Source organism: Burkholderia sp. CpTa8-5 (assembly GCF_017815045.1).
GTDB classification, from domain to species: domain Bacteria; phylum Pseudomonadota; class Gammaproteobacteria; order Burkholderiales; family Burkholderiaceae; genus Burkholderia; species Burkholderia sola.
In genome coordinates this window covers 1-26367 of sequence record NZ_JAGIQD010000013.1, presented here as the reverse complement: position 1 = coordinate 26367, position 26367 = coordinate 1, and the positions used below count along the sequence as shown (strand labels likewise).

Annotated in this window: 24 protein-coding genes and 1 pseudogene; 11 read left to right on the top strand and 14 right to left on the bottom strand. The window is 66.6% G+C overall.

The window, feature by feature from the left end; translation table 11 throughout:
• Window positions 1-231: 231 nt before the first annotated feature.
• The 4 genes and pseudogenes from gabP (at window position 232) to J8I35_RS20245 (ending at window position 3965) form a co-directional block, all read left to right on the top strand.
• Complete coding sequence (gene gabP / locus J8I35_RS20255) at window positions 232-1623, top strand: GABA permease (protein WP_050013065.1); 1392 nt, start codon at window positions 232-234, stop codon at window positions 1621-1623.
• A gap of 266 nt (window positions 1624-1889) precedes the next feature.
• Window positions 1890-2062, top strand: a pseudogene (locus J8I35_RS34975) (lysozyme); the annotation flags it as partial.
• A gap of 8 nt (window positions 2063-2070) precedes the next feature.
• Window positions 2071-2484, top strand: a complete 414-nt coding sequence (locus tag J8I35_RS20250; RefSeq protein WP_209926752.1) for a lysozyme inhibitor LprI family protein — start codon at window positions 2071-2073, stop codon at window positions 2482-2484.
• Between the two features lie 269 nt (window positions 2485-2753).
• Window positions 2754-3965 carry an MBL fold metallo-hydrolase gene (locus J8I35_RS20245; RefSeq protein ID WP_209926750.1) on the top strand — a complete coding sequence of 404 codons (1212 nt, stop codon included), beginning with the start codon at window positions 2754-2756 and terminating at the stop codon, window positions 3963-3965.
• Between the two features lie 73 nt (window positions 3966-4038).
• Here the strand turns inward: J8I35_RS20245 and ychF are convergent, their stop codons facing one another.
• The gene (ychF, locus tag J8I35_RS20240) at window positions 4039-5133 is read right to left on the bottom strand and encodes a redox-regulated ATPase YchF (protein ID WP_050013056.1); all 1095 of its coding nucleotides are present in this window, start codon (window positions 5131-5133) and stop codon (window positions 4039-4041) included.
• Between the two features lie 246 nt (window positions 5134-5379).
• Between ychF and J8I35_RS20235 the strand changes: the two genes are divergently transcribed.
• From J8I35_RS20235 to J8I35_RS20220, 4 genes are all read left to right on the top strand, one after another.
• Window positions 5380-6558 (top strand): UbiH/UbiF family hydroxylase, encoded by a 1179-nt coding sequence (locus J8I35_RS20235; protein ID WP_209926748.1) that lies wholly within the window; start codon window positions 5380-5382, stop codon window positions 6556-6558.
• 90 nt (window positions 6559-6648) lie between these two features.
• Entirely contained in the window at window positions 6649-7377 is a 729-nt protein-coding gene (locus J8I35_RS20230; RefSeq protein ID WP_050013054.1) for a DsbC family protein, read from the top strand.
• A 105-nt stretch (window positions 7378-7482) separates the two neighbouring features.
• Window positions 7483-9285 (top strand): PDZ domain-containing protein, encoded by a 1803-nt coding sequence (locus J8I35_RS20225; RefSeq protein WP_209926746.1) that lies wholly within the window; start codon window positions 7483-7485, stop codon window positions 9283-9285.
• Window positions 9286-9433: 148 nt separating this feature from the next.
• Window positions 9434-10030 (top strand): NAD(P)H-dependent oxidoreductase, encoded by a 597-nt coding sequence (locus tag J8I35_RS20220; RefSeq protein WP_050013052.1) that lies wholly within the window; start codon window positions 9434-9436, stop codon window positions 10028-10030.
• A gap of 132 nt (window positions 10031-10162) precedes the next feature.
• Here J8I35_RS20220 and J8I35_RS20215 read toward each other — a convergent pair whose 3' ends face one another.
• The 8 genes from J8I35_RS20215 to rpe all read right to left on the bottom strand — a co-directional run bounded on the left by J8I35_RS20215 (window position 10163) and on the right by rpe (window position 17504).
• Window positions 10163-11086, bottom strand: coding sequence for a uracil-DNA glycosylase (locus J8I35_RS20215; protein WP_124557515.1), 924 nt, complete (start codon window positions 11084-11086; stop codon window positions 10163-10165).
• 13 nt (window positions 11087-11099) lie between these two features.
• Window positions 11100-11726 carry a CYTH domain-containing protein gene (locus J8I35_RS20210; protein WP_011546533.1) on the bottom strand — a complete coding sequence of 209 codons (627 nt, stop codon included), beginning with the start codon at window positions 11724-11726 and terminating at the stop codon, window positions 11100-11102.
• A complete protein-coding gene (gene trpC / locus J8I35_RS20205) occupies window positions 11726-12511 on the bottom strand; it encodes an indole-3-glycerol phosphate synthase TrpC (protein WP_006477043.1) in 786 nt (261 codons plus the stop codon). The genes J8I35_RS20210 and trpC overlap by 1 nt, the downstream gene beginning before the upstream one ends.
• 28 nt (window positions 12512-12539) lie before the next feature.
• Entirely contained in the window at window positions 12540-13571 is a 1032-nt protein-coding gene (gene trpD / locus J8I35_RS20200; protein WP_050013172.1) for an anthranilate phosphoribosyltransferase, read from the bottom strand.
• Between the two features lie 13 nt (window positions 13572-13584).
• Window positions 13585-14184, bottom strand: a complete 600-nt coding sequence (locus tag J8I35_RS20195) for an aminodeoxychorismate/anthranilate synthase component II (RefSeq protein WP_124557513.1) — start codon at window positions 14182-14184, stop codon at window positions 13585-13587.
• A gap of 13 nt (window positions 14185-14197) precedes the next feature.
• On the bottom strand, window positions 14198-15691 hold the full coding sequence (gene trpE / locus J8I35_RS20190; protein WP_209926743.1) for an anthranilate synthase component I: 1494 nt from the start codon (window positions 15689-15691) through the stop codon (window positions 14198-14200).
• Window positions 15692-16048: 357 nt separating this feature from the next.
• On the bottom strand, window positions 16049-16813 hold the full coding sequence (locus J8I35_RS20185; RefSeq protein WP_124653585.1) for a phosphoglycolate phosphatase: 765 nt from the start codon (window positions 16811-16813) through the stop codon (window positions 16049-16051).
• A 4-nt stretch (window positions 16814-16817) separates the two neighbouring features.
• Window positions 16818-17504 (bottom strand): ribulose-phosphate 3-epimerase, encoded by a 687-nt coding sequence (gene rpe, locus J8I35_RS20180; protein ID WP_006482066.1) that lies wholly within the window; start codon window positions 17502-17504, stop codon window positions 16818-16820.
• Between the two features lie 177 nt (window positions 17505-17681).
• Between rpe and apaG the strand changes: the two genes are divergently transcribed.
• Both apaG and J8I35_RS20170 read left to right on the top strand, forming a co-directional pair.
• Complete coding sequence (gene apaG, locus J8I35_RS20175) at window positions 17682-18056, top strand: Co2+/Mg2+ efflux protein ApaG (RefSeq protein WP_006477037.1); 375 nt, start codon at window positions 17682-17684, stop codon at window positions 18054-18056.
• A gap of 85 nt (window positions 18057-18141) precedes the next feature.
• A complete protein-coding gene (locus tag J8I35_RS20170; RefSeq protein WP_080334218.1) occupies window positions 18142-19374 on the top strand; it encodes an MltA domain-containing protein in 1233 nt (410 codons plus the stop codon).
• 285 nt (window positions 19375-19659) lie between these two features.
• Here the strand turns inward: J8I35_RS20170 and paaK are convergent, their stop codons facing one another.
• From paaK to paaN, 5 genes are all read right to left on the bottom strand, one after another.
• Window positions 19660-20958: a phenylacetate--CoA ligase PaaK gene (gene paaK, locus J8I35_RS20165; protein WP_209926742.1), complete on the bottom strand. Its 1299-nt coding sequence runs from the start codon at window positions 20956-20958 to the stop codon at window positions 19660-19662.
• A 38-nt stretch (window positions 20959-20996) separates the two neighbouring features.
• Window positions 20997-21449 (bottom strand): hydroxyphenylacetyl-CoA thioesterase PaaI, encoded by a 453-nt coding sequence (paaI, locus tag J8I35_RS20160; RefSeq protein WP_089488134.1) that lies wholly within the window; start codon window positions 21447-21449, stop codon window positions 20997-20999.
• A 1-nt stretch (window position 21450) separates the two neighbouring features.
• Window positions 21451-22242 (bottom strand): 2-(1,2-epoxy-1,2-dihydrophenyl)acetyl-CoA isomerase PaaG, encoded by a 792-nt coding sequence (gene paaG / locus J8I35_RS20155; protein ID WP_050013044.1) that lies wholly within the window; start codon window positions 22240-22242, stop codon window positions 21451-21453.
• Between the two features lie 45 nt (window positions 22243-22287).
• Window positions 22288-23490, bottom strand: a complete 1203-nt coding sequence (gene pcaF, locus J8I35_RS20150) for a 3-oxoadipyl-CoA thiolase (protein WP_089488135.1) — start codon at window positions 23488-23490, stop codon at window positions 22288-22290.
• 87 nt (window positions 23491-23577) lie between these two features.
• On the bottom strand, window positions 23578-25284 hold the full coding sequence (paaN, locus tag J8I35_RS20145) for a phenylacetic acid degradation protein PaaN (protein WP_209926733.1): 1707 nt from the start codon (window positions 25282-25284) through the stop codon (window positions 23578-23580).
• Window positions 25285-25413: 129 nt separating this feature from the next.
• Between paaN and J8I35_RS20140 the strand changes: the two genes are divergently transcribed.
• Complete coding sequence (locus J8I35_RS20140; protein ID WP_050013041.1) at window positions 25414-26190, top strand: enoyl-CoA hydratase; 777 nt, start codon at window positions 25414-25416, stop codon at window positions 26188-26190.
• Window positions 26191-26367 lie beyond the last annotated feature (177 nt).

Sequence of the window (26367 nt, the reverse complement as noted above, 5' to 3'; positions counted from 1 at the left end):
GCGGCTGACGACAGCCGACGGAACGGGCGTACGCGATGCGCCGGCGCCTGGTGCGCCGCATCGCACCCGCAGCTTCGCAGATTGCGCGGACGACCCGACCGGAACGGCCCCATCCGGCCTCATGCCCGCGTGCGGCGCACGCGCGGCCGCGGCCGGATTCAACAACGACAACGCCCGCGCCGCCTTCACGCGACACCGGTCGTACCGGAACCGTTTTTTGGAGAGAGACAGATGAGTGGAAGCAACACAGGCCTCGGCACCGGCCTGAAGCAGCGTCACGTCACGATGATGTCGATTGCCGGCGTCATCGGCGCGGGCTTGTTCGTCGGCTCCGGCCACGCGATCGCGGAAGCCGGGCCGGCATCGATACTCGCGTATGCGATCGCGGGCGTGCTGGTCGTGCTGGTGATGCGCATGCTCGGCGAGATGGCCGTCGCGCATCCGGACAGCGGGTCGTTCTCGACCTATGCCGACCGCGCGATCGGCCACTGGGCCGGCTTCACGATCGGCTGGCTGTACTGGTGGTTCTGGGTGCTGGTGATCCCGATCGAGGCGACCGCCGCCGCGACCATCCTCAATGCGTGGTTCCCGGGCATCGCGACATGGATCTTCGCGCTCGGCATCACGCTGCTGCTTACCGTCACCAATCTCTTTTCCGTCAAGAACTACGGCGAATTCGAATTCTGGTTCGCGCTGATCAAGGTCGTCGCGATCGTCGTGTTCCTGTGCATCGGCGGCGCGGCGATCGTCGGCATCATCCCTGCGCCGGCCGTGTCGGGCGTGTCGAACCTGTTCGTGCACGACGGCTTCATGCCGCACGGCGCGAGCGCGGTGCTCGCGGCGATGCTGACGACGATGTTCTCGTTCCTCGGCACCGAGATCGTGACGATCGCGGCCGCCGAATCGGACAACCCGCAACGCCAGATCGTGCGGGCGACGAACTCGGTCATCTGGCGTATCACGCTGTTCTATCTCGGCTCGATCCTCGTCGTCGCGGCCATCGTGCCGTGGAACGACCCGCTGCTGCCGAAGCACGGCTCGTATCAGCGCGCGATGGAACTGATCGGCGTCCCGAACGCGAAGGCGATCATCGACGTAATCGTGCTCGTGTCGGTCGCGAGCTGCCTGAATTCGGCACTGTACACGGCGTCGCGGATGCTGTTCTCGCTGTCCAGGCGCAAGGACGCGCCCGCCTTCCTGCATCGCACCGATTCGACCGGCACGCCGCGCGCGGCCGTGCTCGCGTCGACCGCGTTCGGTTTCCTGACCGTGATCGCGAACTACCTGATGCCGGAGCAGGTGTTCGGCTTCCTGCTCGCGACGTCGGGCGCGATCGCGCTGCTCGTGTATCTCGTGATCGCGATCTCGCAGCTGCGGATGCGCAAGACGCTCGAAGCGGGCGGCGCGGACCTGACGTTGCGGATGTGGCTGTTCCCGTGGCTCACGTGGGCGGTGATCCTGTTCATCTGCGGCACGCTGACCGTGATGTTCGTCAGCGAGGAACACCGGATGGAGGTTGGTGCGACGGCCGTGCTGGCGTTGATCGTGCTGCTCGCGTCGTGGCTGAACAAGCGTGGGCGCGATGCGCGGGCGGATGCGGGGCGGCGGGTGTCGGCGACGTGATCTGATCGAATGAGGTGACGACGGGGCGCGAAGTCCCGGGCGTGAATATGGCCTGATCGGCGGTTGCCGGTCGGGCCATTTGTCTTTTTGCGCGAGCACGCGGATATACGTCACGTCACGTTGCTCGGTCTTTCGTACCCCGCGATCGTTGATGTACGAACGCGTCAAAATCGAACTCGTCTGATTTCATCGCGAACGGCAACGCCATACATTCATCGCTTCGAGAACCGAGGTGAACGATGGCGTCGATGCCGACAACACAGTTCCGTTCAGCGAATCAGAGCGATGACGCGGGCGTCGTGTCCCACATGAATCAGCGCGTCTGGATTCATCCGCGAGACGAAAGCGGGCGTCGTCTGGCGCCCGTTCGTTCAAAGGGCTTGTCAACCGGCGCCGACTTGAATCGGCGCCGTTCCAGTCACAACAGAGGGCACCGTGAGAACGGCCATGATCGGTTTGCTCGTGCTGGCGTCGACGCATGCATTTGCCGGCCCGACGGCGGCGGACGAGATAGCGGCGCGCAGCGGCTTGCCGGCAAGCGAGGTCAATGTACTGCTCAGCGACTGTGAATCGAGCCAGACGAGCATGAATTTTTGCGCGTGGCGCGATCAGATCGTCGCCGAGCGGGAATTGCAGCGGATCGTCGACAAACAGGCGAGCGAGCAGCCACGGCGCAAGGCGGCGCTCGACGCGCAGATGGCGAAGTGGAAGAAAGCGCGCGACACATCCTGCGAAAAATCGGCGCGTCACGCATGGGGCGATGGGTCGATGCGACCTGCGGCACAGGCGATCTGTGCAACGGGGGCAACGAAGGAAATGGTGAAAAGGTTGTCCGCTCGCGCTTCCCGCAAACCTTCATGAATCGATCCGACATGACAAAAGCCCGCTGCGTTCGCGATCTCGTCACTGCCGATGCGTGTTCGCCATGTCATGCAGGAGTGACGCCCTGGTGTACTCGCGTCCTGTTATCAGGAGATCAGGTCCGCCGGCGTTCGCTTAAACGGCCGTGTCCCGATGTGTGACGATCGATTCGTTCCTGTTGGGAAATGAAGTATCGACAAGTCGGGGATTTGTTACTAACGTAGTTTCATTTAATCTACGGACACTCACCACCCATCAAGCGTCCAACCATGTCGATCCGTCATCTGTTTTCTTCCGCATTCGCGGCGACTGCGCTGCTCGGCGCCGCATCCGCGGGCATCGCCGCCCCGCTCACCGTCGATGTCTACAATCCGGGCGCGCATGCGATCTTCCCGGTTTCGTCCGAAATCGTTTCGGGCAAGACCGAGGCGATCCTGATCGACGCCCAGTTCCAGCGCAACGACGCGCAGGCGCTGGTGAGCCGGATCAAGGCGAGCGGCAAGACGCTCAAGGCCGTCTACGTGAGCCACAGCGACCCCGACTATTACTTCGGGCTGGAAACCATTCACGCGGCGTTCCCGGATGCGAAGATCGTCGCGACGCCGCAGACCGTCGCCGCGATCGAGGCCAGCAAGGACGGCAAGCTCGCCTACTGGGGCCCGATCCTGAAGGACAATGCGCCGACTTCGGTGATCGTGCCGCAGCCGCTCGACGGCAATACGCTGCGCGTCGACGGCGAGCCGCTGCGCATCGTCGGGCTCGACGGCCCGACGCCCGATCGCACGTTCGTGTGGATTCCTTCCACACGGACCGTGGTCGGTGGCATCCCGGTCGCCGCGAACATTCACGTGTGGATGGCCGACACGCAGACGCCGCTGTCGCACGCGAACTGGCTGGCGACGCTCGACCGGATCGATGCGCTGAAGCCGGCGCGCGTCGTGCCCGGCCACTTCCTGCCGAACCGTGACGGCAGCCAGCCGTTCGCCACCGGCGTCGCGTTCACGCGCAATTACGTGAAGGCGTTCGACGACGAAGCGGCGCGCGCGAAGGATTCGGCGGCACTGATCGCGGCGATGGAGGCGCGCTACCCGGATCTTGGCGAGAAGTCGTCGCTCGAGCTGAGCGCGAAGGTCGCCAAGGGCGAGATGCAGTGGCCCGCGCCGACGCCGTTCCCCGCGGCGGGCAAGACGGTGCGCGTGCAGTTCGGCGCTACCGCGTTCGACCTGCACTTCCAGGACGACAAGACGATGTCGTTCGTCGGTACGGCCGGCCAATTCAACGGTGTGACGGATACGGTGCAGTACACGGCGCGCGAGATTCGTCCGCAGGTGTACATGGTGTACTGGCATGAGCCGTCCACCGGCTCGAACGTCGTGCACGTCGAGGATTTCGAACGCGGCGCGGTGGATACGAACATCGCGACGAAGGACGGACAGTTCCTGCATATGTCCGGGACGCTGAAGATCGTCGGCCGGGAATGAGCCGGTCTTCCGCCATCGAAAAGAAAAAGCCCGCATTCAGCGGGCTTTTTTACGGTCGATGCAGCAGCAACGCTCAAACGTTGAACAGGAAGTTCATCACGTCGCCATCGTGCACGACATATTCCTTCCCTTCCGCGCGCATCTTGCCGGCTTCCTTAGCGCCTTGCTCGCCCTTGTACGTGACGAAGTCGTCGAACGCGATCGTCTGTGCGCGGATGAAGCCGCGCTCGAAGTCGGTGTGGATCACGCCGGCCGCCTGCGGAGCGGTATCGCCGATATGGATCGTCCACGCGCGCACTTCCTTCACGCCCGCGGTGAAGTAGGTCTGCAGGCCGAGCAGCTTGAAGCCCGCGCGGATCACGCGGTCGAGGCCCGGCTCTTCCATGCCCATGTCGGCGAGGAACGCTTCCTTGTCCGCGTCGTCGAGATCGGCGATTTCCGCCTCGATCGCCGCGCAGACGGCGACCACCGGCGCATTTTCGCTTTCCGCGTACTTGCGCACCGCCTCGAGGTGCGGGTTGTTCTCGAAGCCGTCGTCCTTCACGTTGGCGACGTACATCGCCGGCTTCGCGGTGATCAGGCAGAACGGCTTGATCAGCGCTTCTTCGTCGTCCGACAGCGCGAGGCCGCGCACCGCCTTGCCCTGGTCGAGCTGCGCGCGCACCTTTTCGAGCACCGCGACGAGCTTCGCCGCTTCCTTGTCGTTGCCCGACTTCGCCGCCTTCGAATAGCGCGTGAGCGCTTTCTCGATGGTGCCGAGGTCGGCGAGCGCGAGTTCGGTGTTGATCACTTCGATGTCGTCGATCGGGCTGACCTTGCCGGCGACGTGAATGACGTTGTCATCCTCGAAGCAGCGCACGACGTGCGTGATCGCGTCGGTTTCGCGGATGTTCGCGAGGAACTGGTTGCCGAGGCCTTCACCCTTGCTCGCGCCCGCGACGAGGCCCGCGATGTCGACGAACTCGACCACGGCCGGCACGACGCGCTCGGGGCTGATGATTTCGGCGAGCGCCTTCAGCCGCGTATCCGGCACTTCGACGATGCCGACGTTCGGCTCGATCGTGCAGAACGGGTAGTTCTCGGCGGCGATGCCGGCCTTGGTCAGCGCATTGAACAGGGTGGACTTGCCGACGTTGGGCAAGCCGACGATGCCGCATTTGAGACTCATGGAATCCTTCGGACGGGTGAGGCGGCGCGGCCGGACAGGGCACGGCGGCGCGGGAAAAAGGGCGGCCGGCGCGTGGAGCGCGGCGGGCCGACGGTCAAAGACGCTATTGTACCGTGCCGGCGCTCCGGATTCCGGGCTTGCCGCCGAACGGCCGATGCGGCGGGCCGCCGCGCCGGCGCACCGGCCTGCGATTCTGCTGATTTCCCGCAAAGTCCGGCCGCGTAAGGGTTTGGCCCCGCGGCTATAATGCCCGCCATGACTGCCCACCACTCCTTCGACGTCGCCGTGGTCGGCGGCGGGCTCGTCGGCAAGACGGCCGCGCTCGCGCTGACCCAGTCCGGCTACAAGACCGCCTTGCTCGCCCAGCCGGCCACGCCGCGCCCCGCCGATCTCGCGTTCGACACGCGCGTCTACGCGCTGTCGTCCAGTTCGCAGGCGTTGCTCGAGCGGCTGCGGGTCTGGCAGGCGCTCGACCACGGCCGGCTCGCGCCGGTCTACGACATGCGCGTGTATGGCGATGCGCATGCCGAATTGCATTTCTCCGCCTACCAGGCGTCCGTGCCGCAGCTCGCCTGGATCGCCGAATCGTCGCGGGTCGAGGCGTCGCTCGACGCCGCGCTGCGGTTCCAGCCGAACCTCACGTGGTTCGACGCGCGTGCGCAGGGTTTCGACGTGCGCGACGACGCGGCCGTGCTCACGCTGTCGTCGGGGCAGGTGCTCGAAGCCGATCTCGTCGTCGGCGCCGACGGCGCGCATTCATGGGTGCGCTCCCAAATGGGGGCCAGGGTAGAGCGGCGCGACTACCGGCAGACGGGCGTCGTCGCGAACTTCAAGGCGTCGCTGCCGCACCGCGAGACGGCCTACCAGTGGTTCCACGAAGGCGAGATCGTCGCGCTGCTGCCGCTGCCGGACGGCCACGTGTCGCTGGTATGGTCCGCGCACACCGCGCATGCGGACGAACTGCTCGCACTCGATCCGGCGCAGCTCGCGGCCGAGGTCGAGCGCGTGTCGCACGGCCAGGTCGGCACGCTCGAATGCGTGACGCCGGCCGCCGGCTTTCCGCTGGCGCTGCAGACGGTCGACAAGCTGATCGCGCCGCGCGTCGCGCTGGTCGGCGATGCCGCGCACCTGATCCACCCGCTCGCCGGGCAGGGGATGAACCTCGGGCTGCGCGACGTCGCCGCGCTCGCCGACGCGATCGCGCGCAAGGAAAGCTTCCGCAACCTCGGCGATCCGGTGCTGCTGCGCCGCTACGAGCGTTCGCGCCGCGAGGACATCCGCGCGCTGATGGTCGCGACCGACGGCCTGCAGCGGCTGTTCGCGGTGCCGAGCTCGCTCGCGAAGGCGGTGCGCAACGCGGGCATGGCGTTCGTCGGCGCGCAGCCGCTCGTGAAGCGCTGGCTCGTGTCGGCCGCGCTTGGGTGATCGAACCTTCTGCAACAGCGCGGGTCGGAGACGGTTCCATAACGGCGTACACTGTGCCGTGCACTCCGATTGAGCTGAAGGAAGATTTCGATGAAAAAAACGATCCGCATCGCATCGCTGGCGCTGGCCGTCACGATGGCGACGCTGGGCTGCACCGCGCAGGCCGACCAGACCACCGACAAGCTGAAGGCCACGCTGCAAGCCCGTCTCGGCAGCGACGCGCCGATCAAGAGCGTGTCGAAATCGCCGGTTGCAGGCCTTTACGAAGTGAACCTCGGCTCGCAGATCATCTATAGCGACGCGGCAGGCGACTACGTGCTGCTCGGCGATCTCGTCGACACCAAGTCGCACAAGAACCTGACCGACGCCCGCCTGTCCGAAATCAACAAGATCGACTTCGCGAGCCTGCCGTTCGCGAATGCAATCAAGGTCGTCAAGGGCAACGGCGCCCGCAAGATCGCGGTGTTCTCCGATCCGAACTGCCCGTACTGCAAGAAGCTCGAGACGACGCTGCAGTCGGTCGACAACGTGACCGTCTACACGTTCCTGTACCCGGTGCTGTCGCCGGATTCGACCGCGAAGTCGAAGGCGATCTGGTGCGCGACCGACCGCGCGAAGACGTGGGAAAGCTGGATGCTCGACCACCGCGCGCCGTCCGGCGCCGGCACGTGCGACACCACCGCGCTCGACAAGAACCTCGCGCTCGGCCGCGGGATGAACGTCACGGGCACGCCGACGATCTTCCTGCCGGATGGCCGCCGCCTGCCGGGCGCGGTATCGGCCGACCAGCTCAACCAGGCGCTCGCCTCGAGCAAGTAACCGACTGCACGCCGGGCGCATGGCCCGGCCAGCGAGGGGCGCCCGCATGATCTGCCGGCGCCTCTCTTCGTTTTCGCCGCCGTATTCGACCGACCGATTGCCACGATGACCCAGCCGATCCGCTATTCGATTGTCCCGAAAGATCTTGCCGCGCACCTGTTCGAAGTGACGGTGACGGTTGCCGATCCCGATCCCGACGGCCAGCGCTTCTCGCTGCCTGTATGGATTCCGGGCAGCTATCTCGTGCGCGAGTTCGCGCGCAACATCGTGACGCTGCATGCGTTCAGCGACGCGGGCCGCAAGGTGCGCATCGCGAAGACCGACAAGCACACGTGGCAGGCCGCGCCCGTCAGCGGCGCGCTGACGCTGCGCTACGACGTCTATGCGTGGGACCTGTCGGTGCGCTCCGCGTATCTCGACGATTCGGGCGGCTTCTTCAACGCGACGGCCGTATTCCTGAGCGTCGCCGGCCGCGAGGCGGCGCCGTGCGAAGTCGATATCGCGAAACCGGCCGGCCCGGCGTTCCGCACGTGGCGCGTCGGCACGTCGCTGCCCGAGGCGCGCGGCACCAGGCGCTACGGTTTCGGCGCGTATCGCGCGGCGAACTACGACGAGCTGTCCGACCATCCGGTGACGATCGGCGAATTCGCGCTCGCGACGTTCGACGCGCACGGCGTGCCGCACGATATCGTGATCGCCGGGCGCGTGACGCAGCTCGACCTGGAGCGGCTGCGTACCGATCTGAAGCGCGTATGCGAAGCGCAGATCGCGCTGTTCGAGCCGAAGTCGAAGAAGGCGCCGATGGATCGCTACGTGTTCATGACGCTCGCGGTCAGCGACGGCTACGGCGGCCTCGAGCATCGTGCGTCGACCGCGCTGATCTGCAACCGGACCGACCTGCCGGTGAAGGGGCGCCCGGAAACGACGGAAGGCTATCGCACGTATCTCGGCCTCTGCAGCCACGAGTACTTCCATACGTGGAACGTGAAGCGCATCAAGCCGGCGGCGTTCGTGCCATATGACCTCACGCGCGAGAACTACACGTCGCTGCTGTGGCTGTTCGAAGGCTTCACGTCGTATTACGACGACCTGATGCTGGTTCGCAGCGGGCTGATGTCGCAGGACGACTATTTCGCGGCGCTCGGCCGCACGATCGGCGGCGTGCTGCGCGGCACGGGCCGGCTCAAGCAGAGCGTCGCGGACAGCTCGTTCGACGCATGGATCAAGTACTACCGCCAGGACGAGAACGCGACCAACGCGATCGTCAGCTATTACACGAAGGGCTCGCTCGTTGCGCTCGCGTTCGATCTCGCGATCCGCGCACAGACGCGCAACCGGAAGTCGCTCGACGACGTGATGCGCATGCTGTGGCAGCGCTACGGCCGCGATTTCTATCGCGGCGGCAAGCAGGCGGGCGTGGAGGAAAACGAAGTCGAGACGCTGATCGAGGAAGCGACAGGCGTCGCGCTCGGCCGCCTGTTCGCCGACGCCGTGCACGGCACGCGCGACCTGCCGCTCGCCGAACTGCTCGCGCCGTTCGGCGTGACGCTGGCCCCCGACGTCGCGCTCGGCGCGGCCGCGAAGCCGACGATCGGCGCGCGCCTGCGCGGCGGCGCGGACTGCACGTTGGCGGCGGTCTACGAAGGCGGCGCCGCGCATCGCGCGGGATTGTCGGCCGGCGACACGCTGATCGCGGTCGACGGGCTGCGCGTGACGGGCACGAACCTCGATGCGCTGCTCGCCCGCTACCGGCCGGGCGACAAGGTCGAGGTTCACGCGTTCCGCCGCGACGAGCTGCGCACCGCGAAACTGAAGCTCGACGGGCCGGACATCACGCGCTACCGGCTGACGGCGGCCGCGAAGCCGGCCGCGGCCACGAAGGCCCGCGAAGCGTGGCTGAAGGGGTAAGCGTACGAAAGCGGGTAGCGGGGCGCGATCAAGGATTGTTCTGCTGTTGCAACAATCCGTCGCCCTGAACCCGCTTTTTCGCCGTCATATGGCCACGCACAATGGCGTCACTCGCGCTACCGAAGCGCAACCCCACCCGGAGCCTGACATGACGACCATTCTGCAAATCAATTCCGCTGCGCGTTCGCAAGGCGCGCAATCCACGCTGCTGGCCAACGAACTGACGGCAAAGCTGCAACAATCGAACCCCGGCGCGAACGTCGTGGTTCGCGACCTGCTCGCCGATGCGCTGCCGCACCTCGACGAATCGGTGCTGGGTGCGTTCTTCACGCCGGCCGACCAGCGCACCGCGGAACAGAATGCGATCGTCGCGAAGAGCGATGCACTGATCGCCGAGCTGCAAGCCGCCGACATCATCGTGATCGGCGCGCCGATGTACAACTTCGGCATCTCGTCGCAACTGAAGACGTATTTCGACTGGATCGCCCGCGCAGGCGTCACGTTCCGCTACACCGAGAACGGTCCGGAAGGCCTGATCAAGGGCAAGAAGGTTCACGTCGTGACGGCCCGTGGCGGCAAGTACCTGGGTACGCCGAACGACAGCCAGACCCCGTACCTGCGCACGTTCCTCGGCTTCATCGGCCTGACCGACGTGAGCTTCATCCACGCGGAAGGCCTGAACCTCGGCCCGGACGCGCAGAGCGCCGCGCTGGCCGGCGCACGCGAAGCGATCGCCGCCGCTTAACGCGCCAAGTTAACGCGCCAGGTCGACGCGGGTGCCACGCACCCGCTGCGTCACCCGATAAAGAACGCCGCGCCCTTCACGAAAGGGACGCGGCGTTTTTGCATTCGGCCGGCGAACTCGCCGCCGAGGCCGTTACGCGAGCGTTTCGGCCACGTCCGGCAGGCGCCAGTCGATCGGTTCGCGGCCGGCATCGACCAGGTAGTCGTTCGCGAGCGCGAAATGGCGGCAACCGAGGAAGCCGCGGTGCGCGGACAGCGGCGACGGATGCGGCGCCTCGAGCACGCAATGCGCGTTCGCGTCGAACAGCGCGCGCTTGGCCTGCGCATGCGCGCCCCACAGCATGAATACGAGCCCACGATGGCGGCCGGCGAGCTCGCGGATCAGCGTGTCCGTGCATTGTTCCCAGCCGCGCTTCGCATGGCTCGCGGCCGCGCCGCGCTCGACCGTCAACACGGTGTTGAGCAGCAGCACGCCCTGGCGCGCCCACGTGTCGAGGCAGCCGTGACGCGGCGTGTCGTGACCGAAGTTCGCGGCGATTTCCTTGAAGATGTTGCGCAGCGACGGCGGCGTGCGGACGGCCGGCGGTACCGAGAACGCGAGGCCGTGCGCCTGCGGCGTGCCGCGGTCGTCGCCGTGGTACGGATCCTGACCGAGGATCACGACCTTCACGTCGTCGGGATGCGTCAGGCGCAGCGCGCGGAACACGTCGGTCGGGTAGACCGTCTTGCCGGCGGCGCGCTCTTCGTCGACGAAGCGGCACAGCGGCGCGAACGCGTCGCTGTCGGTGAACGGTTTCAGCACGTCGCGCCAGACGGCCGGCAGCGCGTCGAATTGCGCGGCGAGATGCGGTACGTCGGTGGCAACGGGCCGCGGTGCCGAGGCGGCCGGGGCCGGTTCGGGCACGGCCGCCGGTGCGGCGGTTTTCTTTGCGGGTTTGCGCCGAGCGGCAGGCGGCTCGGAAGCCGCGGACGGAATATCGGCCGGTGCCGTTTCCGGCACGGGATCGTCGAACAGCGACGCCTGTTGCGGCGCGCGGGAAGTCTTGCGGGTTGCCATGCGTGATGCGTGTTTATTGCGCGCGCAGCCGGTAGCCGCGCTGCGCCTTGCTGATGTTTTCGGGAACGAGACCCGGCAGCGCCTGCTGCAGTTCGGCGGCGAGCGTCGCGAGCGCCGTTTCCGGGCCGTCGATCAGTTCGAGTTCGATTTCGCTGATCGGTTCGCGGCGCGTTTCGTGTTCCGCCTGGACGACGATCTCGCCGAGGTCCACCGCGGCCTCGACGGTTGCGCCGCCGATGGCGATGCGCCACAGCGTACGCGAAAAATCCGTGCGGAACAGCGCATGCAGCGCGCCGGCTGCGTCATTCAGCGCGGCGGCAGCTTCCGGCACGTCGCAGGCCGCGACGAGCGCGTCGATTTCGAGCGCGTCGCCCGCGACCGGCAGTTCCCACTCGTGGCGGCTATGCAGGCCGCCTTCCGCGCTGCCGACCGTCTTGAACGTCTGCAGCCAGCCGTCCGGCGTGCGGCGCACGCGCACCGCGCTCTTCGAGCGCGCGAGCGCGAGATCGGGCGTGTCGTAATAGACGTTCGCTAGCGTGATCGCGCGACCGGGTTCACCGGTCAGCGTCTCGAAGAAGCGGCGCGCGGCATCGGCCTGGCCGGCCGGCAGCGCGAGCTTGATTTCCTGTTCGATCGCCATCAGAAGAACATCCGTGCGAGTTCCTCGCCCGGCTGCTCGGCGCGCATGAACGCCTCGCCGACGAGGAACGTGTTCACGTTCGCCGCGCGCATCGTGTCGACGTCGGTGCGCGACAGGATGCCCGATTCGGTCACGACGATGCGATCCGCCGGAATCATGTCGAGCATGTCGAGCGTGGTCTGGATCGACGTCTCGAACGTGCGCAGGTTGCGGTTGTTGATACCGAGCAGCGGCGTCTTCAGCGTCAGCGCCTGTTCCATCTCGTGGCGGTCGTGCACTTCGACCAGCACCGCGAGGCCGAGCGAGTGCGCATAGGCTTCCAGATCCTGCATCAGCGGCGTGTCGAGCGCGGCGGCGATCAGCAGGATCGCGTCGGCGCCCATCGCGCGGGCTTCGACGATCTGGTACGCGTCGACGATGAAGTCCTTGCGCAGCACCGGCAGCGTGCAGGCCGCGCGCGCTTCCTCGAGGTAGCGGACGCCGCCCTGGAAGAACTGCTCGTCGGTCAGCACCGACAGGCACGCGGCGCCGTGCGCCGCATACGAGCGTGCGATGTCGGCCGGCACGAAATGCTCGCGCAGCACGCCTTTCGACGGGCTGGCCTTCTTGATTTCGGCGATCACGGCGGCGTTGCCGGCCGCGTGCTTCGCGCGCAGCGCACCGACGAAGTCGCGCAGGTCGCGCGCGGACGCTTCGAGTTTCAGTGCCTCGAGCGGCGTGCTGCGCAGCGCCGCCGCGATTTCTTCGCGCTTGACGGCGATGATTCGGTCGAGAATGTCGCTCATAGGGGTTCCTGCTGGATTCGTAAGAGGGTCAGCGCTTGAACTGCTGCGTGAAGCGCACGAGTTCGTCGACCTTCGCGCGGGCTTTGCCGCTCGCGATCGCTTCGCGGGCGAGCTGGATGCCGTCCGCGATCGACTCGGCGATATTGGCCGCGTAGAGCGCGGTGCCCGCGTTCAGCGTGACGATCTCGCGTGCGACGCCCGGCTGGTTGTCCAGCGCGCCGAGCAGCATCGTGCGCGATTCGTCCGCATTTTCCACCTTCAGCGTGCGATTCGACACCATCTGCAGGCCGAAGTCCTCCGGATGGATCTCGTATTCGTGCACCTTGCCGTCGCGCAATTCGCCGACGAGCGTCGCGGCGCCGAGCGATACCTCGTCCATGCCGTCCTTGCCGTACACGACGAGCACGTGCTGCGCGCCGAGACGCTGCATCACGCGCACCTGGATGCCGACGAGGTCGGCGTGGAACACGCCCATCAGCTGGTTCGGCGCGCCGGCCGGATTGGTCAGCGGGCCGAGGATGTTGAAGATCGTGCGCACGCCGAGCTCGCGGCGCACGGCCGCGATGTTCTTCATCGCCGGGTGATGGTTCGGCGCGAACATGAAGCCCATGCCGGTTTCGGCGATCGATGCGGCGACCTGGTCCGACTGCAGGTCGATGTTCACGCCGAGCGCCTCGAGCACGTCGGCGCTGCCGGACTTGCTCGATACGCCGCGGTTGCCGTGCTTCGCGACCTTCGCGCCCGCGGCCGCAGTGACGAACATCGACGCGGTCGAGATGTTGAACGTGTGCGAGCCGTCGCCGCCGGTGCCGACGATGTCGACGAAATTCGAGTTGTCCTGCACCTCGACGTGGTTCGCGAATTCGCGCATCACGGTCGCGGCGGCGGCGATCTCGCCGATCGTCTCCTTCTTCACGCGCAGCCCGGTGATGATCGCGGCCGCCATCACCGGCGACAGGTCGCCGCGCATGATCAGCCGCATCAGATGCAGCATTTCGTCGTGGAAGATCTCGCGGTGCTCGATCGTGCGTTGCAGCGCTTCCTGCGGGGTAATCGTCATCGTGCGTCTCCCGTCAGGCAGCCGGTGCGGCGGCATGGGCCGCTGCGCGGTTTTGCTTCAGGAAATTCTCGAGCAGCGCATGGCCATGCTCGGACAGGATCGATTCCGGGTGGAACTGCACGCCTTCGACCGGCAGCGTCTTGTGGCGCACGCCCATGATCTCGCCGTCGTCGGTCCACGCGGACACCTCGAGGCAGTCCGGCAGCGATTCGCGCTCGATCGCGAGCGAGTGATAGCGCGTCACGTCGAAATGCTTCGGCAGATCGGCGAACACGCCGCGGCAGTCGGTTTCGATCCGGCTCACCTTGCCGTGCATGATGGTCTTCGCGCGCACGACGCGGCCGCCGAACGCTTCGCCGATCGCCTGGTGGCCGAGGCAGACGCCGAGGATCGGCTTCCGGCCCGCGAATTCGCGCAGCACGTCGAGCGTGATGCCCGCGTGCTGCGGATTGCTCGGGCCGGGCGACAGGCAGATCGTGTCGGGGTTCAGGCGCGCGATGTCGTCGAGCGTGATTTCGTCGTTGCGGTAGGTGCGCACGTCCTCGCCGAGTTCGCCGAAGTACTGGACCAGGTTGTAGGTAAACGAGTCGTAGTTGTCGATCATGAGCAGCATGGTCAGTCTCCGGTCAGAAGTCGCTATCGAGGCCGTCCTGGACCTGTTCGGCCGCACGCAGCACCGCGCGCGCCTTGTTCTCGGTCTCTTGCCATTCGGATTCGGGCACCGAGTCCGCGACGACGCCGGCCGCCGCTTGCACGTACAGGTTGCCGTTGTGGATCAGGCCCGTGCGGATCGCGATCGCGAGATCCATCTCGCCGGAGAACGACAGGTAGCCGACCGCACCGCCGTACAGCCCGCGCTTGACCGGCTCGAGCTCGTCGATCAGTTCCATCGCGCGCACCTTCGGCGCGCCGGACAGCGTGCCGGCCGGGAACGTCGCGCGCAGCACGTCGTAGTTCGTCATGCCGGGCTTCAGCTTGCCTTCGACCGAGCTGACGATGTGCTGCACGTGCGAGTACTTCTCGATCACCATCTTGTCGGTCACCTGCACCGAACCGATCTCCGCGATGCGGCCGACGTCGTTGCGCGCGAGATCGATCAGCATCACGTGCTCGGCGATTTCCTTCGGATCGTTCAGCAGCTCGGTCGCGAGTTCCGCGTCGCGCTCGGGCGTGTTGCCGCGCGGGCGCGTGCCGGCGAGCGGCCGGATCGTGACGATCTGGTCGTCGCCGCGCTTTTCCTGGCGCACCAGGATTTCCGGCGATGCGCCGACCACGTGGAAATCGCCGAAGTTGTAGTAATACATGTACGGCGACGGATTCAGCGAACGCAGCGCGCGATACAGCGACAGCGGATTGTCGCGGTACGGCTTCGTGAGTCGCTGGCCGACCTGGATCTGCATCAGCTCGCCGGCCGCGATGTATTCCTTCGCCTGGCGCACGGCGGTCAGATAGTCGTCCTTCTTGAATTCGCGGAACGTCTCGGTGCGCACGCTCGCCGACGTGACGGGCGGCTGCACGGTCGTGCGCAGGCGCTGCTTCAGTTCGCGCAGGCGGTGTTTCGCCTTCGCATACGCTTCGGGTTGGCCCGGGTCCGCGTAGATGATCAGGTAGAGCTTGCCGGCGAGGTTGTCGATCACCGCGACTTCCTCGGTCAGCAGCAACTGGATGTCGGGCAGGCCGAGATCGTCGCGCGGCGCGGTGTTCGCGAGCTTCTTCTCGATGTAGCGCACCGCGTCGTAGCCGAAGTAGCCGGCGAGGCCGCCGCAGAACCGCGGCAGGCCCGGCCGCTGCGCGACCTTGAAGCGCGCCTGGAACGATTCGATGAACTGGAATGGGTCGCCGTCATGCGTCTCGACAACCTGGCCGTCGCGCACCACTTCCGACACGCCGTTGCGGGTGCGCACGAGCGTGCGGGCGGGCAGGCCGATGAACGAATAGCGGCCGAAACGTTCGCCGCCGACCACCGATTCGAGCAGGAACGAGTTGGCGCCCGCGCGTTCGGGCTGGGCCAGCTTCAGGTAGAGGGACAGCGGCGTTTCGAGATCGGCGAGGGCTTCCGCGATCAGCGGGATGCGGTTGTAGCCTTCGTTCGCGAGCGATTGGAATTCGAGTTCGGTCATGTTCCGGTCCTGTTCGGGACGAGCGGCGCGTGCGCCAGGGATCATTTGACGCTGCGCGGGTGGCCGTCGGCGAAAGGGCGGTCGATCGAGAAGTGCCTGTTGCCGGCCGGCACTCCGGGCGTGAACGTCGCGAGCCTGCGGCCGATCCTGAACGCAAGCGTTCGGACACAGTGGAACTCGAGGTGGTGCGACGATCGGCGCGCGGATGCGCAGCGAGATAAAAAACGGCGCTGAAGACGTGCTTCAGCGTACCTCATCGAAGAGGTCAGCGCGACCAGCGACGCCAGGGCCAGGCTCCCCGGTCGATGCTGCTCAGACTCCGTTTTTTATTCAGAAACATGCGGATGGAAGAAATAATCAGACGGTTGGCCGGCCGGCGTTGTGCGCGGAAATTGCGCGAGCCGCGACCAGCAACGAATCGACTATACCATCCGAATTTATCGTTTGTATAGCTTTGCCGTGGTTGTAGCCGTACGGCACCGTCAGTGTCGCCATCCCGGCCGCGCGGCCCGCCAGCGCGTCGTTTTCCGAGTCGCCGATCGCGACCGCGGCGTCCGGCGCGACGCCGAGCGCGTCGCAGGCCGTCAGCATCGGCAGCGGATCGGGCTTCTTGCGTGCGACGCTGTCGCCGCCCAGCACGATGCCGAAGCAGCCGGCCAGCCCGTATTGCTCGAGCAGCTCGACTGCGAAGCGGTGCGGCTTATTGGTCACGCACGCGAGCCGGATGCCGGCCGCGCGCAATGCGTCGAGGCCGGCCGCCACGTCCGGATAGAGACGCGTGTGGCGACCGTTGATCTTCGCGTATTCGGTCTGGTAGATCGCCAGTGCGTCGTCGAAGCGCGCGTGCGCTTCGTCGGCCGGGAAGCGCGGCTTCAGCACGCTGTGGATCAGGTGTTCGGAGCCTTTGCCGACATAGCCGATCACTTCGTCGCGCGACGTGGCCGGCGCGCCGAGCTGCGCGAGCATCCCGTTCAGGCCGGCCGTGAAATCGTCGGCCGTGTCGACCATCGTGCCGTCGAGGTCGATCAGCGCCGCATCGATGCGCGGCGCGGCGAAGCGAATCGGCGCAGCGTCCGCGGCGGCTCCGGCCGGCGCGTGGCCGGCGAACGACGAGTCGGCCACGGCGTCAGCTCCGCTCGACGGTCGCGAGCGCCGCGCGCATCTCGTCGATCACCTTGCGATAGTCGGGCTTGCCGAAGATCGCCGAACCCGCGACGAACGTGTCCGCGCCGGCCGCCGCGATTTCCGCGATGTTGTCGGCCTTCACGCCGCCGTCGACTTCGAGCAGGATCTCGCGGCCCGTGCGTTCGGTGTACGCGTCGATGCGGGCGCGCGCCTCGCGCAGCTTGTTCAGCGTTTCCGGGATGAACGACTGGCCGCCGAAGCCGGGGTTGACCGACATCAGCAGCACGAAGTCGAGGCGATCCATCACGTGGTCGAGGTAGTTCAGCGGCGTGGCCGGATTGAACACGAGGCCGGCCTTGCAGCCATGGTCGCGGATCAGCGACAGCGTGCGGTCGATGTGGTCGGAGCCTTCCGGGTGGAAGCTGATCAGGTTCGCGCCGGCCTTCGCGAAATCGGGCACGATCCGGTCGACCGGGCGCACCATCAGGTGCACGTCGATCGGCACCTGCACGTGCGGGCGGATCGCCTCGCAGACGAGCGGGCCGATCGTCAGGTTCGGCACATAATGATTGTCCATCACGTCGAAGTGAATCCAGTCGGCGCCGGCGGCGACCACGTTGCGGACTTCTTCGCCGAGCCGTGCAAAGTCGGCCGACAGGATGCTGGGAGCGATGCGGAATTGAGTCATGACAGGGGAGCGGGGACGTTGCGGCGCAAAACCGTCATTCTACCGTCCGGCGACCCGCTGCGCGGCGGCAGGCCGTGCGGTGGCGGCCCGAATGCGCATAGAATGCCGAACCAATGCGGCGCGCCCGCGGCCCGGCCGCTCGAGTCGGCGCGCGCGGTTACCTACAGCGGACACACCATGAGTCAGTATCAGTTCACCGTTTCGGTGAAAACCAGCTACTTGCCGGAACAATCCGACCCCGATCACCGTCAATACGCATTCGCGTACACGCTGACGATCCGCAATACCGGGCAGGTCGCGGCGCAGCTGATCGCGCGTCACTGGATCATCACGGACAGCGAGAGCCACGTGCAGGAAGTGAAGGGGCTCGGCGTCGTCGGGCACCAGCCGCTGCTGCAGCCGGGCGAGCATTTCGAATACACGAGCTGGGCCGTGATCGCGACGCCGGTCGGCACGATGCGCGGCGCGTACTTCTGCGTGGCGGAGGACGGCGAGCGTTTCGAGGCGCCGGTCGACGAGTTCGCGCTGCACATGCCGCGCACGCTGCATTGAGCGTGCGGTGTGCAGTGTGCGTCAGCGCGGCTGGCGGTCGTCGCGGCGGGCCTGCTTCTTTCTGCCCGACGACGTCCACACGACGATGAAGATCAGCAGGGCAAGCGCGACGAAGGCTTCGAGCGCGAAGATGAGCATCGGATATTGGTCGAGAAAATCTGACATGGCGGTTTCCATCAAGAACGGACATTGTATGTGGTTTGGGCCCCGGCTGGCCGGGTGGATGGCTGCGGCTGCTGCGGCGGCGCTGCTCGCCGCGTGCGGCGGCGCGCCGACGCGGACCTCCGCGCTGAAGCCGCCGACCGGTGCGGCGGTCGTGCCGGGGCAGGTCGCCGCGAAGCGGCTCACGCCGGTCGCGTGGCAGCAGGTGCCGGGCTGGCAGGACGATTCGCTGATCGGCGCGACGGCCGCGCTGCGGCAGAACTGCGCGCGGCTCGCGCGCCAGCCGGCCTGGGCGCGCGCTTGCGCGGCCGCCGACCGGCTCGACGAGCTCGACGTCAGCAGCGCCCGCAGTTTCTTCGAAACGTATTTCACGCCGTTCCAGTTCGCGAACACCGACGGTACGCTCGACGGGCTCGTGACCGGCTATTACGAGCCGCTGCTGCACGGTTCGCGCGTACGCCGCGGTCCGTATCAGTACGCGCTCTATCGCTGGCCGGCCGGCTATCGCGCGGGCGCCGCGCTGCCGGCACGCGCGCAGCTCGAGCGCGCTGGCATCCTGAACGGCAACGAGCTCGTGTGGGTCGACGATCCGATCGAGGCATTCTTCCTGCAGGTGCAGGGCTCGGGGCGCGTGCTGCTCGACGACGGTTCGGTGATGCGGGTCGGCTTCGGCGGCACCAACAACCAGCCGTACCGTTCGATCGGCAAGTGGCTGCTCGATCGCGGCGAGCTGACGCCCGCGCAGGCGACGATGCAGGGCATCAAGGCCTGGGCGAAGGCGAACCCGACGCGCGTCGACGCGCTGCTCGACACGAATCCGCGCTTCGTGTTCTTCCGCGACATGCCGACCAAGGAGGATGCGCCGCACGGCGGCGCCGACGGTCCGATCGGCGCGCTCGGCGTGCCGCTGACGCCGGAGCGCTCGATCGCGGTCGATCCGTCGTCGATCCCGCTCGGCACGCCGGTGTTCCTGCAGACCACGCGTCCGCTGACGAATACGCCGATGAACCGGCTCGTGTTCGCGCAGGATACGGGCTCGGCGATCAAGGGCGGCGTGCGGGCGGACTATTTCTGGGGGCTCGGCGACGACGCGGGCGACCAGGCTGGCCGGATGAAGCAGGTCGGCCGGATGTGGCTGTTGTTCCCGAATTCGTGATTGGGCGCGGCGCGGGTTGCCCGGAGGGTGGCCCGTGCACAAGATTCGGCATTCGTGGCGCGTCTCATGCGTGACGCGCATGCCGGTTTGATCGCCGGTGTGCCCATGTGATTTCGGTTCGCGTGATGCCGTGCGTGTCACGTCGAACGACGCTTTGGCGTAAAACAGCCCGATCGGCATTGGCCGACCGGGCTGTTTCGTTTGCAGGCACGGCTTCGCCGTTGCGCGGCGTGCGTGCGGCGAGTACGCGACGTTCGCGCCGGTCGCCTGCGCGGCGGGGTGACCTCAGCCCTTGCGTTTGTCGATGACGCGGCGCGCCTTGCCGACCGAGCGCTCGATGCCGTTCACGGGCAGCACGTTGATCATGGCCGTCACGCCGATCAGCGACTTGATGTCGTACGCGAGCGCCTGTTTTGCCGCCTGGATCGCCGCGGTATCGGGCGCGGTCTCCGGACAGGGCTCGACGTTGAGCGTCAACACGTCGAGCGGGCCTTCCTTCGTCAGCACGATCTGATAGTGCGGCGCGAGCGCGCGCTGCTTGAGCAACTGCTCCTCGATTTGCGTCGGGAACACGTTGACGCCGCGCACGATCATCATGTCGTCCGACCGGCCGGTGATCTTCTCCATCCGGCGCATCGTCCGGGCGGTGCCTGGCAACAGGCGCGTGAGGTCACGGGTGCGGTAGCGGACGATCGGCAGCGCTTCCTTCGTCAGCGACGTGAACACGAGCTCGCCGAGTTCGCCGTCCGGCAGCACTTCGCCGGTTTCGGGGTCGATGATTTCCGGATAGAAATGGTCTTCCCAGATGGTCGGGCCGTCCTTGGTCTCCACGCATTCGGACGCGACGCCCGGGCCCATCACTTCGGACAGCCCGTAGATGTCGACCGCGTCGATCCCCATCCGCTGTTCGATGGCGACGCGCATGTCGTTGGTCCACGGCTCCGCGCCGAAGATGCCGATGCGCAGCGAACTCTGCACGGGATCGAGGCCCTGGCGCTCGATCTCGTCGGCGATCGACAGCATGTAGCTTGGCGTGACCATGATGATGTCGGGCCGGAAGTCCTGGATCAGCTGCACCTGCTTTTCGGTCTGCCCGCCGCCGAACGGGATCACGGTGAGGCCCGCGCGTTCGGCACCGTAATGTGCGCCAAGCCCGCCCGTGAAGAGGCCATAGCCGTAGCTGACGTGCACCTTGTCGCCGCGGCGCGCACCGGCCGCGCGGATCGAGCGCGCGACGAGATTCGCCCACGTGTCGATGTCGGCGGCCGTATAGCCGACGACCGTCGGCTTGCCGGTCGTACCCGACGACGCATGGATGCGCGAGATCTGGTCCTGCGGCACCGCGAACATCCCGAACGGATAGCTGTCGCGCAGGTCGCCCTTGGTCGTGAACGGGAAGCACGACAGGTCGGCGAGCGTCTTCAGGTCGTCCGGATGCACGCCCGCTTCGTCGAACTTGCGGCGATAGACGGGCGAGTGGTCATACGCATGCCGGAGCGACCATTTGAGGCGTTCGAGCTGCAGCGCGGTCAGCTCGTCGCGTGAGGCGGTCTCGATTGGCTCGAGCGGTAGCGGGGTAGTCATGCATGTCTCCAGTGTTTGTTATGGGCGCGCCGTCGACGTCAGCGGTCTTCCGGGATGACCGTGCCCTTGATCTGGGCGGATTTGCCGCGAAACATCGCGACGGTGTCGCCTGTCTGGTTCGTGACGCGGATGTCGTAGATGCCGTGGCGGCCGGCACGCGCCTGTTCGATCGCCTCGGCCGTCAGCATGTCGTCGCCGTGCACGGGGCGCAGGAATTCGATCGAGCAGCCGGCCGCGACCGCATTCACGTTGTACGAGTTGCACGCGAACGCGAACGTCGAATCGGCGAGCGTGAAGATGATCCCGCCGTGACAGGTCTGGTGCCCGTTCAGGAATTCGGGTCGCACGCGCATCTGCAGGCGGGCGTAGCCGGCGCGGACTTCGGCGATCTCCATGCCGAACGCGCGGCTGCAGGCATCGGCGTCGTACATGGCCTGAGCGGTGGCGCGGGCGAGCGAATCGGGATCGAGCGTGGCGGTGGCGTTCGTCATGTCAATGCCCTTCGAAGCGCGGTGCGCGCTTCTCGATGAAGGCCTGCACACCTTCCGCATAGTCGTGCGACTGACCGAGCTTGCGCTGCAGGTCACGTTCCACGTCGAGTTGCTGATCGAGCGTGTTCGTGACGCTGTCCCGCATCGACTGCTTGATCGATGCGATCGCGAGCGTCGGCTGCTGCGCGAGCTGGGCGGCGAGTTGGCGGGCCGTCGCGACGAGCGCGTCGTCGTCGACCGCGCGCCAGATCAGGCCCCACTGTTCGGCCTGTTCGGCGCCGAGCTTGTCGCCGGTCAGCGCGAGCCCCAGCGCGCGCGCCATACCGATGCGTTGCGGCAGGAACCACGTGCCGCCCGAATCGGGTACGAGCCCGATCTTTACGAAGGCCTGGATGAAACTGCTCGAGCGGGCGGCGAACACGAGATCGCACGCGAGTGCGAGATTCGCGCCGGCGCCGGCCGCCGTGCCGTTGACGGCGGCGATTACCGGAATCGGCAGACGCTGCAGGCGGCGGATCAGCGGATTGAAATGCTCGTCGATCAGCGTGCCGAGGTCGGTGGACGCGCCCGGTGTGAAGTCGAGGTCGGCCAGATCCTGGCCCGCGCAAAAGCCGCGCCCCGCACCCGTCAGAATCAGCGCGCGTGCACCGGCCGCCTCGACTTCATCGAGCGCCGACTGCAGTTCGCGATGCATCGCCCGCGTGAAGCTGTTCAGCTTGTCGGGGCGGTTGAGCGTGATCGTGGCCACGCGCGCGGCCTGATCGATATCCAACTGGATCGCCTGATAGGACATGCAGTATCTCCGTCATGACTTCGTTATAGGCGCGCGGCGCGGCGGTTACACGCGTTCGATCGCGAGCGCGATGCCCTGACCGACGCCGATACACATCGTACAGAGCGCGAAGCGGCCGCCGGTACGCTCGAGTTGATGGAGCGCCGTGGTGACGAGCCGCGCGCCCGATGCGCCGAGCGGGTGGCCAAGCGCGATCGCACCGCCGTTCGGGTTCACGCGCGGATCGTCGTCGGCGACGCCGAGCATGCGCAGCACCGCGAGACCTTGCGACGCGAACGCCTCGTTCAGTTCGATCACGTCGAACTGGTCGATCGTCATGCCGAGCTGGCGCAACAGTTTCTGCGTGGCCGGCGCGGGGCCGATGCCCATCACGCGTGGCTCGACGCCGGCGGTCGCCATGCCGATGACGCACGCGCGGCGGCGCAGGCCATGCTGGTCGGCTGCTTGCGCATTGGCGAGCAGCAGCGCGCAGGCGCCGTCGTTGACGCCCGACGCGTTGCCGGCCGTCACGGAGCCGTCCGGGCGCACGACACCCTTCAGCTTCGCGAGCGCCTCGAGCGACGTCTCGCGCGGATGCTCGTCGCGCGACACGACGATGGCGTCGCCTTTCTTCTGCGCAATCGTGACCGCGACGATTTCTTCAGCGAGCGTGCCGTCTTGCTGCGCCCGCGCGGCCTTTTGCTGGCTGCGCAGCGCGAACAGGTCCTGATCCGCGCGACTGATGTGGTAGTCGACCGCGACATTCTCGGCGGTTTCCGGCATCGAATCGACGCCGTGCAGTTGTTTCATCAACGGATTGACGAAGCGCCAGCCGATCGTCGTATCGAAGATGTCGGCCTGGCGCGCGAACGCGCTCGCCGCCTTGCCCATCACGAACGGCGCGCGCGTCATGCTCTCGACGCCGCCTGCGATCATCAGGCGCGCTTCACCTGCCTTGATCGCGCGCGCGGCCGTGCCGACCGCGTCCATCCCGGAGCCGCACAGCCGGTTCAGCGTCGTGCCCGGCACGGCGGTGGGCAGGCCCGCCAGCAGCGCCGACATGCGCGCGACGTTGCGGTTGTCCTCGCCGGCCTGGTTCGCGCAGCCGTAGATCACGTCGTCGATCGCCGCCCAGTCGACGTCGCGATTGCGCTCGATCAGCGCCTTGAGCGGCACCGCGCCGAGGTCGTCGGCGCGGACATCTTTCAGGGCGCCGCCGTAGCGGCCGATGGGAGTGCGAATCGCGTCGCAGATGTAGGCGTCTGTCATGAGCGTATCGGTGAGTGACGAACCCGCCGGGTGGCGGATTCGTTCATGGTAGAGAACATGGCGGCGTTTGCACGTCGGCCAATCGGGTTATGCCGTCTGGCCAGCTTCCACAGGTGCCGCCTTCGGGGCAACATGGACGCGACTTTGGACCACTCGGAAGCGGTTGGCGACGAATGCCGGATCGGCCAGCGCGGCGTTGGCCGCCGGGTTCGCGCCTGTGCCGTGGAAGTCGGAGAACGCGGCCGACTGATTGACGAATACGCCGCTCGTCAGGTTGATCGACAGCGCGACCCCGCCACGCACCGCCGCGTCATGCGCGGTGTCGATGATTGCGTCGTCGGTGCTGTAGACGGAGAGGGTGAGCGCGCCATGCTCGGCGGCGATTTCACCGGCCAGATCGAGCGACTGCGCGGTCGAGTCGGTTGCGATCACGAACGAAATCGGGCCGAACCACTCCTGCGTGAATTTCTCGCGATCGGCCACGTCGAGTTGCAGTACGAGCGGCGTGCGCACGCGCGCGTCGGGGAAGGTGGGATGCTGGAGCGTCATGCTGTCCGCGAGCACGCGGCCGAGCTTGCGCGCGTCGTCGATGCGCGCGGTCACGCCGTCGTTCTGGATCGCGCCGATCAATTCGACCGAGCGTGCCGGGTCGCCGGTGAGCTTTTGCACGGCAACCGCGATCGCTTGCGCGACTTCGTCGAAGCTCGCATGGCCGTCGGCCGTCCGGATACCGTCGCGCGGCACGTAGATGTTCTGCGGCGCGGTGCACATCTGGCCCGAGTACAGCGCCAGCGAGAACGCGATGTTCTTGGCGGCGGCCTTCAGGTCGTCGGTCGAGTCGATCACGATCTGGTTGACGCCGGCTTTCTCGGTGTACACCTGCGCCTGGTGGGCATGGTGTTCGAGCCACGTGCCGTTTTGCGTGCTGCCGGTGAAGTCGATCAGCTTGATCTCGGGGCGCAGCGCGAGATCCTGGACGAGGGCGCCGTCGTTGGGTTCGGTCGCGAGGAGGGTGACCACGTTCGGATCGAACCCGGCTTCGCGCAGCACGTCGCGGGCGATCCGCACCGTGATCGCGAGCGGCAGGATCGCGCCCGGGTGCGGCTTGACGATCACGGTATTCCCGGTTGCCAGATCGGCGAACAGGCCCGGGTAGCCGTTCCAGGTGGGGAACGTGCAGCAGCCGAGCACGACGCCCGTGCCGCGCGGCACGATCGTATAGCGCTTGTGCATCGCGAGCGGCGGGTTCTTGCCTTGCGGTTTTTCCCAGTGCGCATCGGCCGGGATGCGGCGCAGTTCGTCCCACGCATAGGCGACCGCCTCGAGGGCGCGGTCCTGTGCGTGCGGGCCGCCGGCCTGGAACGCCATCATGAACGCTTGCCCGGTGGTGTGCATCACGCTGTAGGCGATTTCGAAGCTTGCACGGTTCAGGCGGGCAAGGATTTCGAGGCTGACGCCGATCCACGCGCTCGGGCCGGCTTCGCGCCACGTACGTTGCGCGGCGCCAGCGGCAGCGATCAGAGCGTCCGGCGTAGATTTCGGATACCGGATGCCCAGCGCGATGCCGTACGGTGAGCGCTCGGCGCCGACCGTGTCATCGGACGCCGGCTGGTCGAGCACGAAGGTCTTGTCGAGGTGCGACTTGAACGCGGCCTCGCCGTCCGCGCTTGCGCTTTCCCCGTACACTTTGGGGCTCGGCATTTCGGCGAACGGGCTCCAGTACCCGCGGCTCTCGATGGCGGCGAGTGCGTGTTGCAGCGTGTCTTCGTGCTTCGTGAACAGGGCATGGGTCATGGCGACAGCCTGATGAACGTTGAGAGGGATCGGATCGATTAATTAACCGACCGGTTGGTCGGAGAATGGTAGCATCAAACTATTCGCATGTGCGAGGCGTTTCTCATTTCATTGATCGAGGAGAAATAGATGGCTTACGAGAACATCCTGGTGGAGACCCGGGGGCGTGTCGGTCTGGTGACGCTGAACCGTCCGAAGGCGCTGAATGCGCTGAACGATGCGTTGATGGATGAACTGGGCGCTGCGCTGAAGGCGTTCGACGCGGACGACGATATCGGCGCCATCGTCGTGACTGGCAGCGAGAAGGCGTTCGCGGCCGGCGCGGACATCGGCATGATGGCGGCCTATTCCTATATGGATGCTTATCGGGGCGACTACATCACGCGCAACTGGGAGACGGTCCGCGAGATCCGCAAACCGATCATTGCTGCGGTGTCGGGCTTTGCGCTGGGCGGTGGTTGCGAACTCGCGATGATGTGCGACATCATCTTCGCGGCGGATACGGCCAAGTTCGGCCAGCCGGAAATCAAGCTGGGCGTCATGCCGGGTGCGGGCGGCACGCAGCGTCTGCCGCGCGCGGTATCGAAGGCGAAGGCCATGGACATGTGCCTGACCGCGCGCTTCATGGACGCCGCCGAGGCCGAGCGTGCCGGGCTCGTATCGCGCGTGCTGCCAGCCGACAAGCTGCTCGACGAGGCGATTGCCGCGGCGACGACGATCGCCGAGTTTTCGCTGCCGGCGGTCATGATGGTCAAGGAGTCGGTGAACCGCGCGTACGAGACGACGCTGGCTGAAGGCGTCCACTTCGAGCGACGGTTGTTCCATTCGTTGTTCGCAACCGAAGACCAGAAGGAAGGGATGGCGGCGTTCGTCGAGAAGCGGAAGCCTGTGTTCAAACACCGCTGATCGGCCGGCGCCGCGATAGGTATCCGGTGGCTGACCTATATCCGTCGTCGGCGCGATTGCCTCGCCCGGGTGCTTCAAAGCCTCCGTGCGCGCCAGCGCCCGGAGGCTTTTTCAAACTTTCTTCACAAAGGGCTTGCGCGGATAGGGGCGGATGCATAGAATCACGCCTCTTTCGCG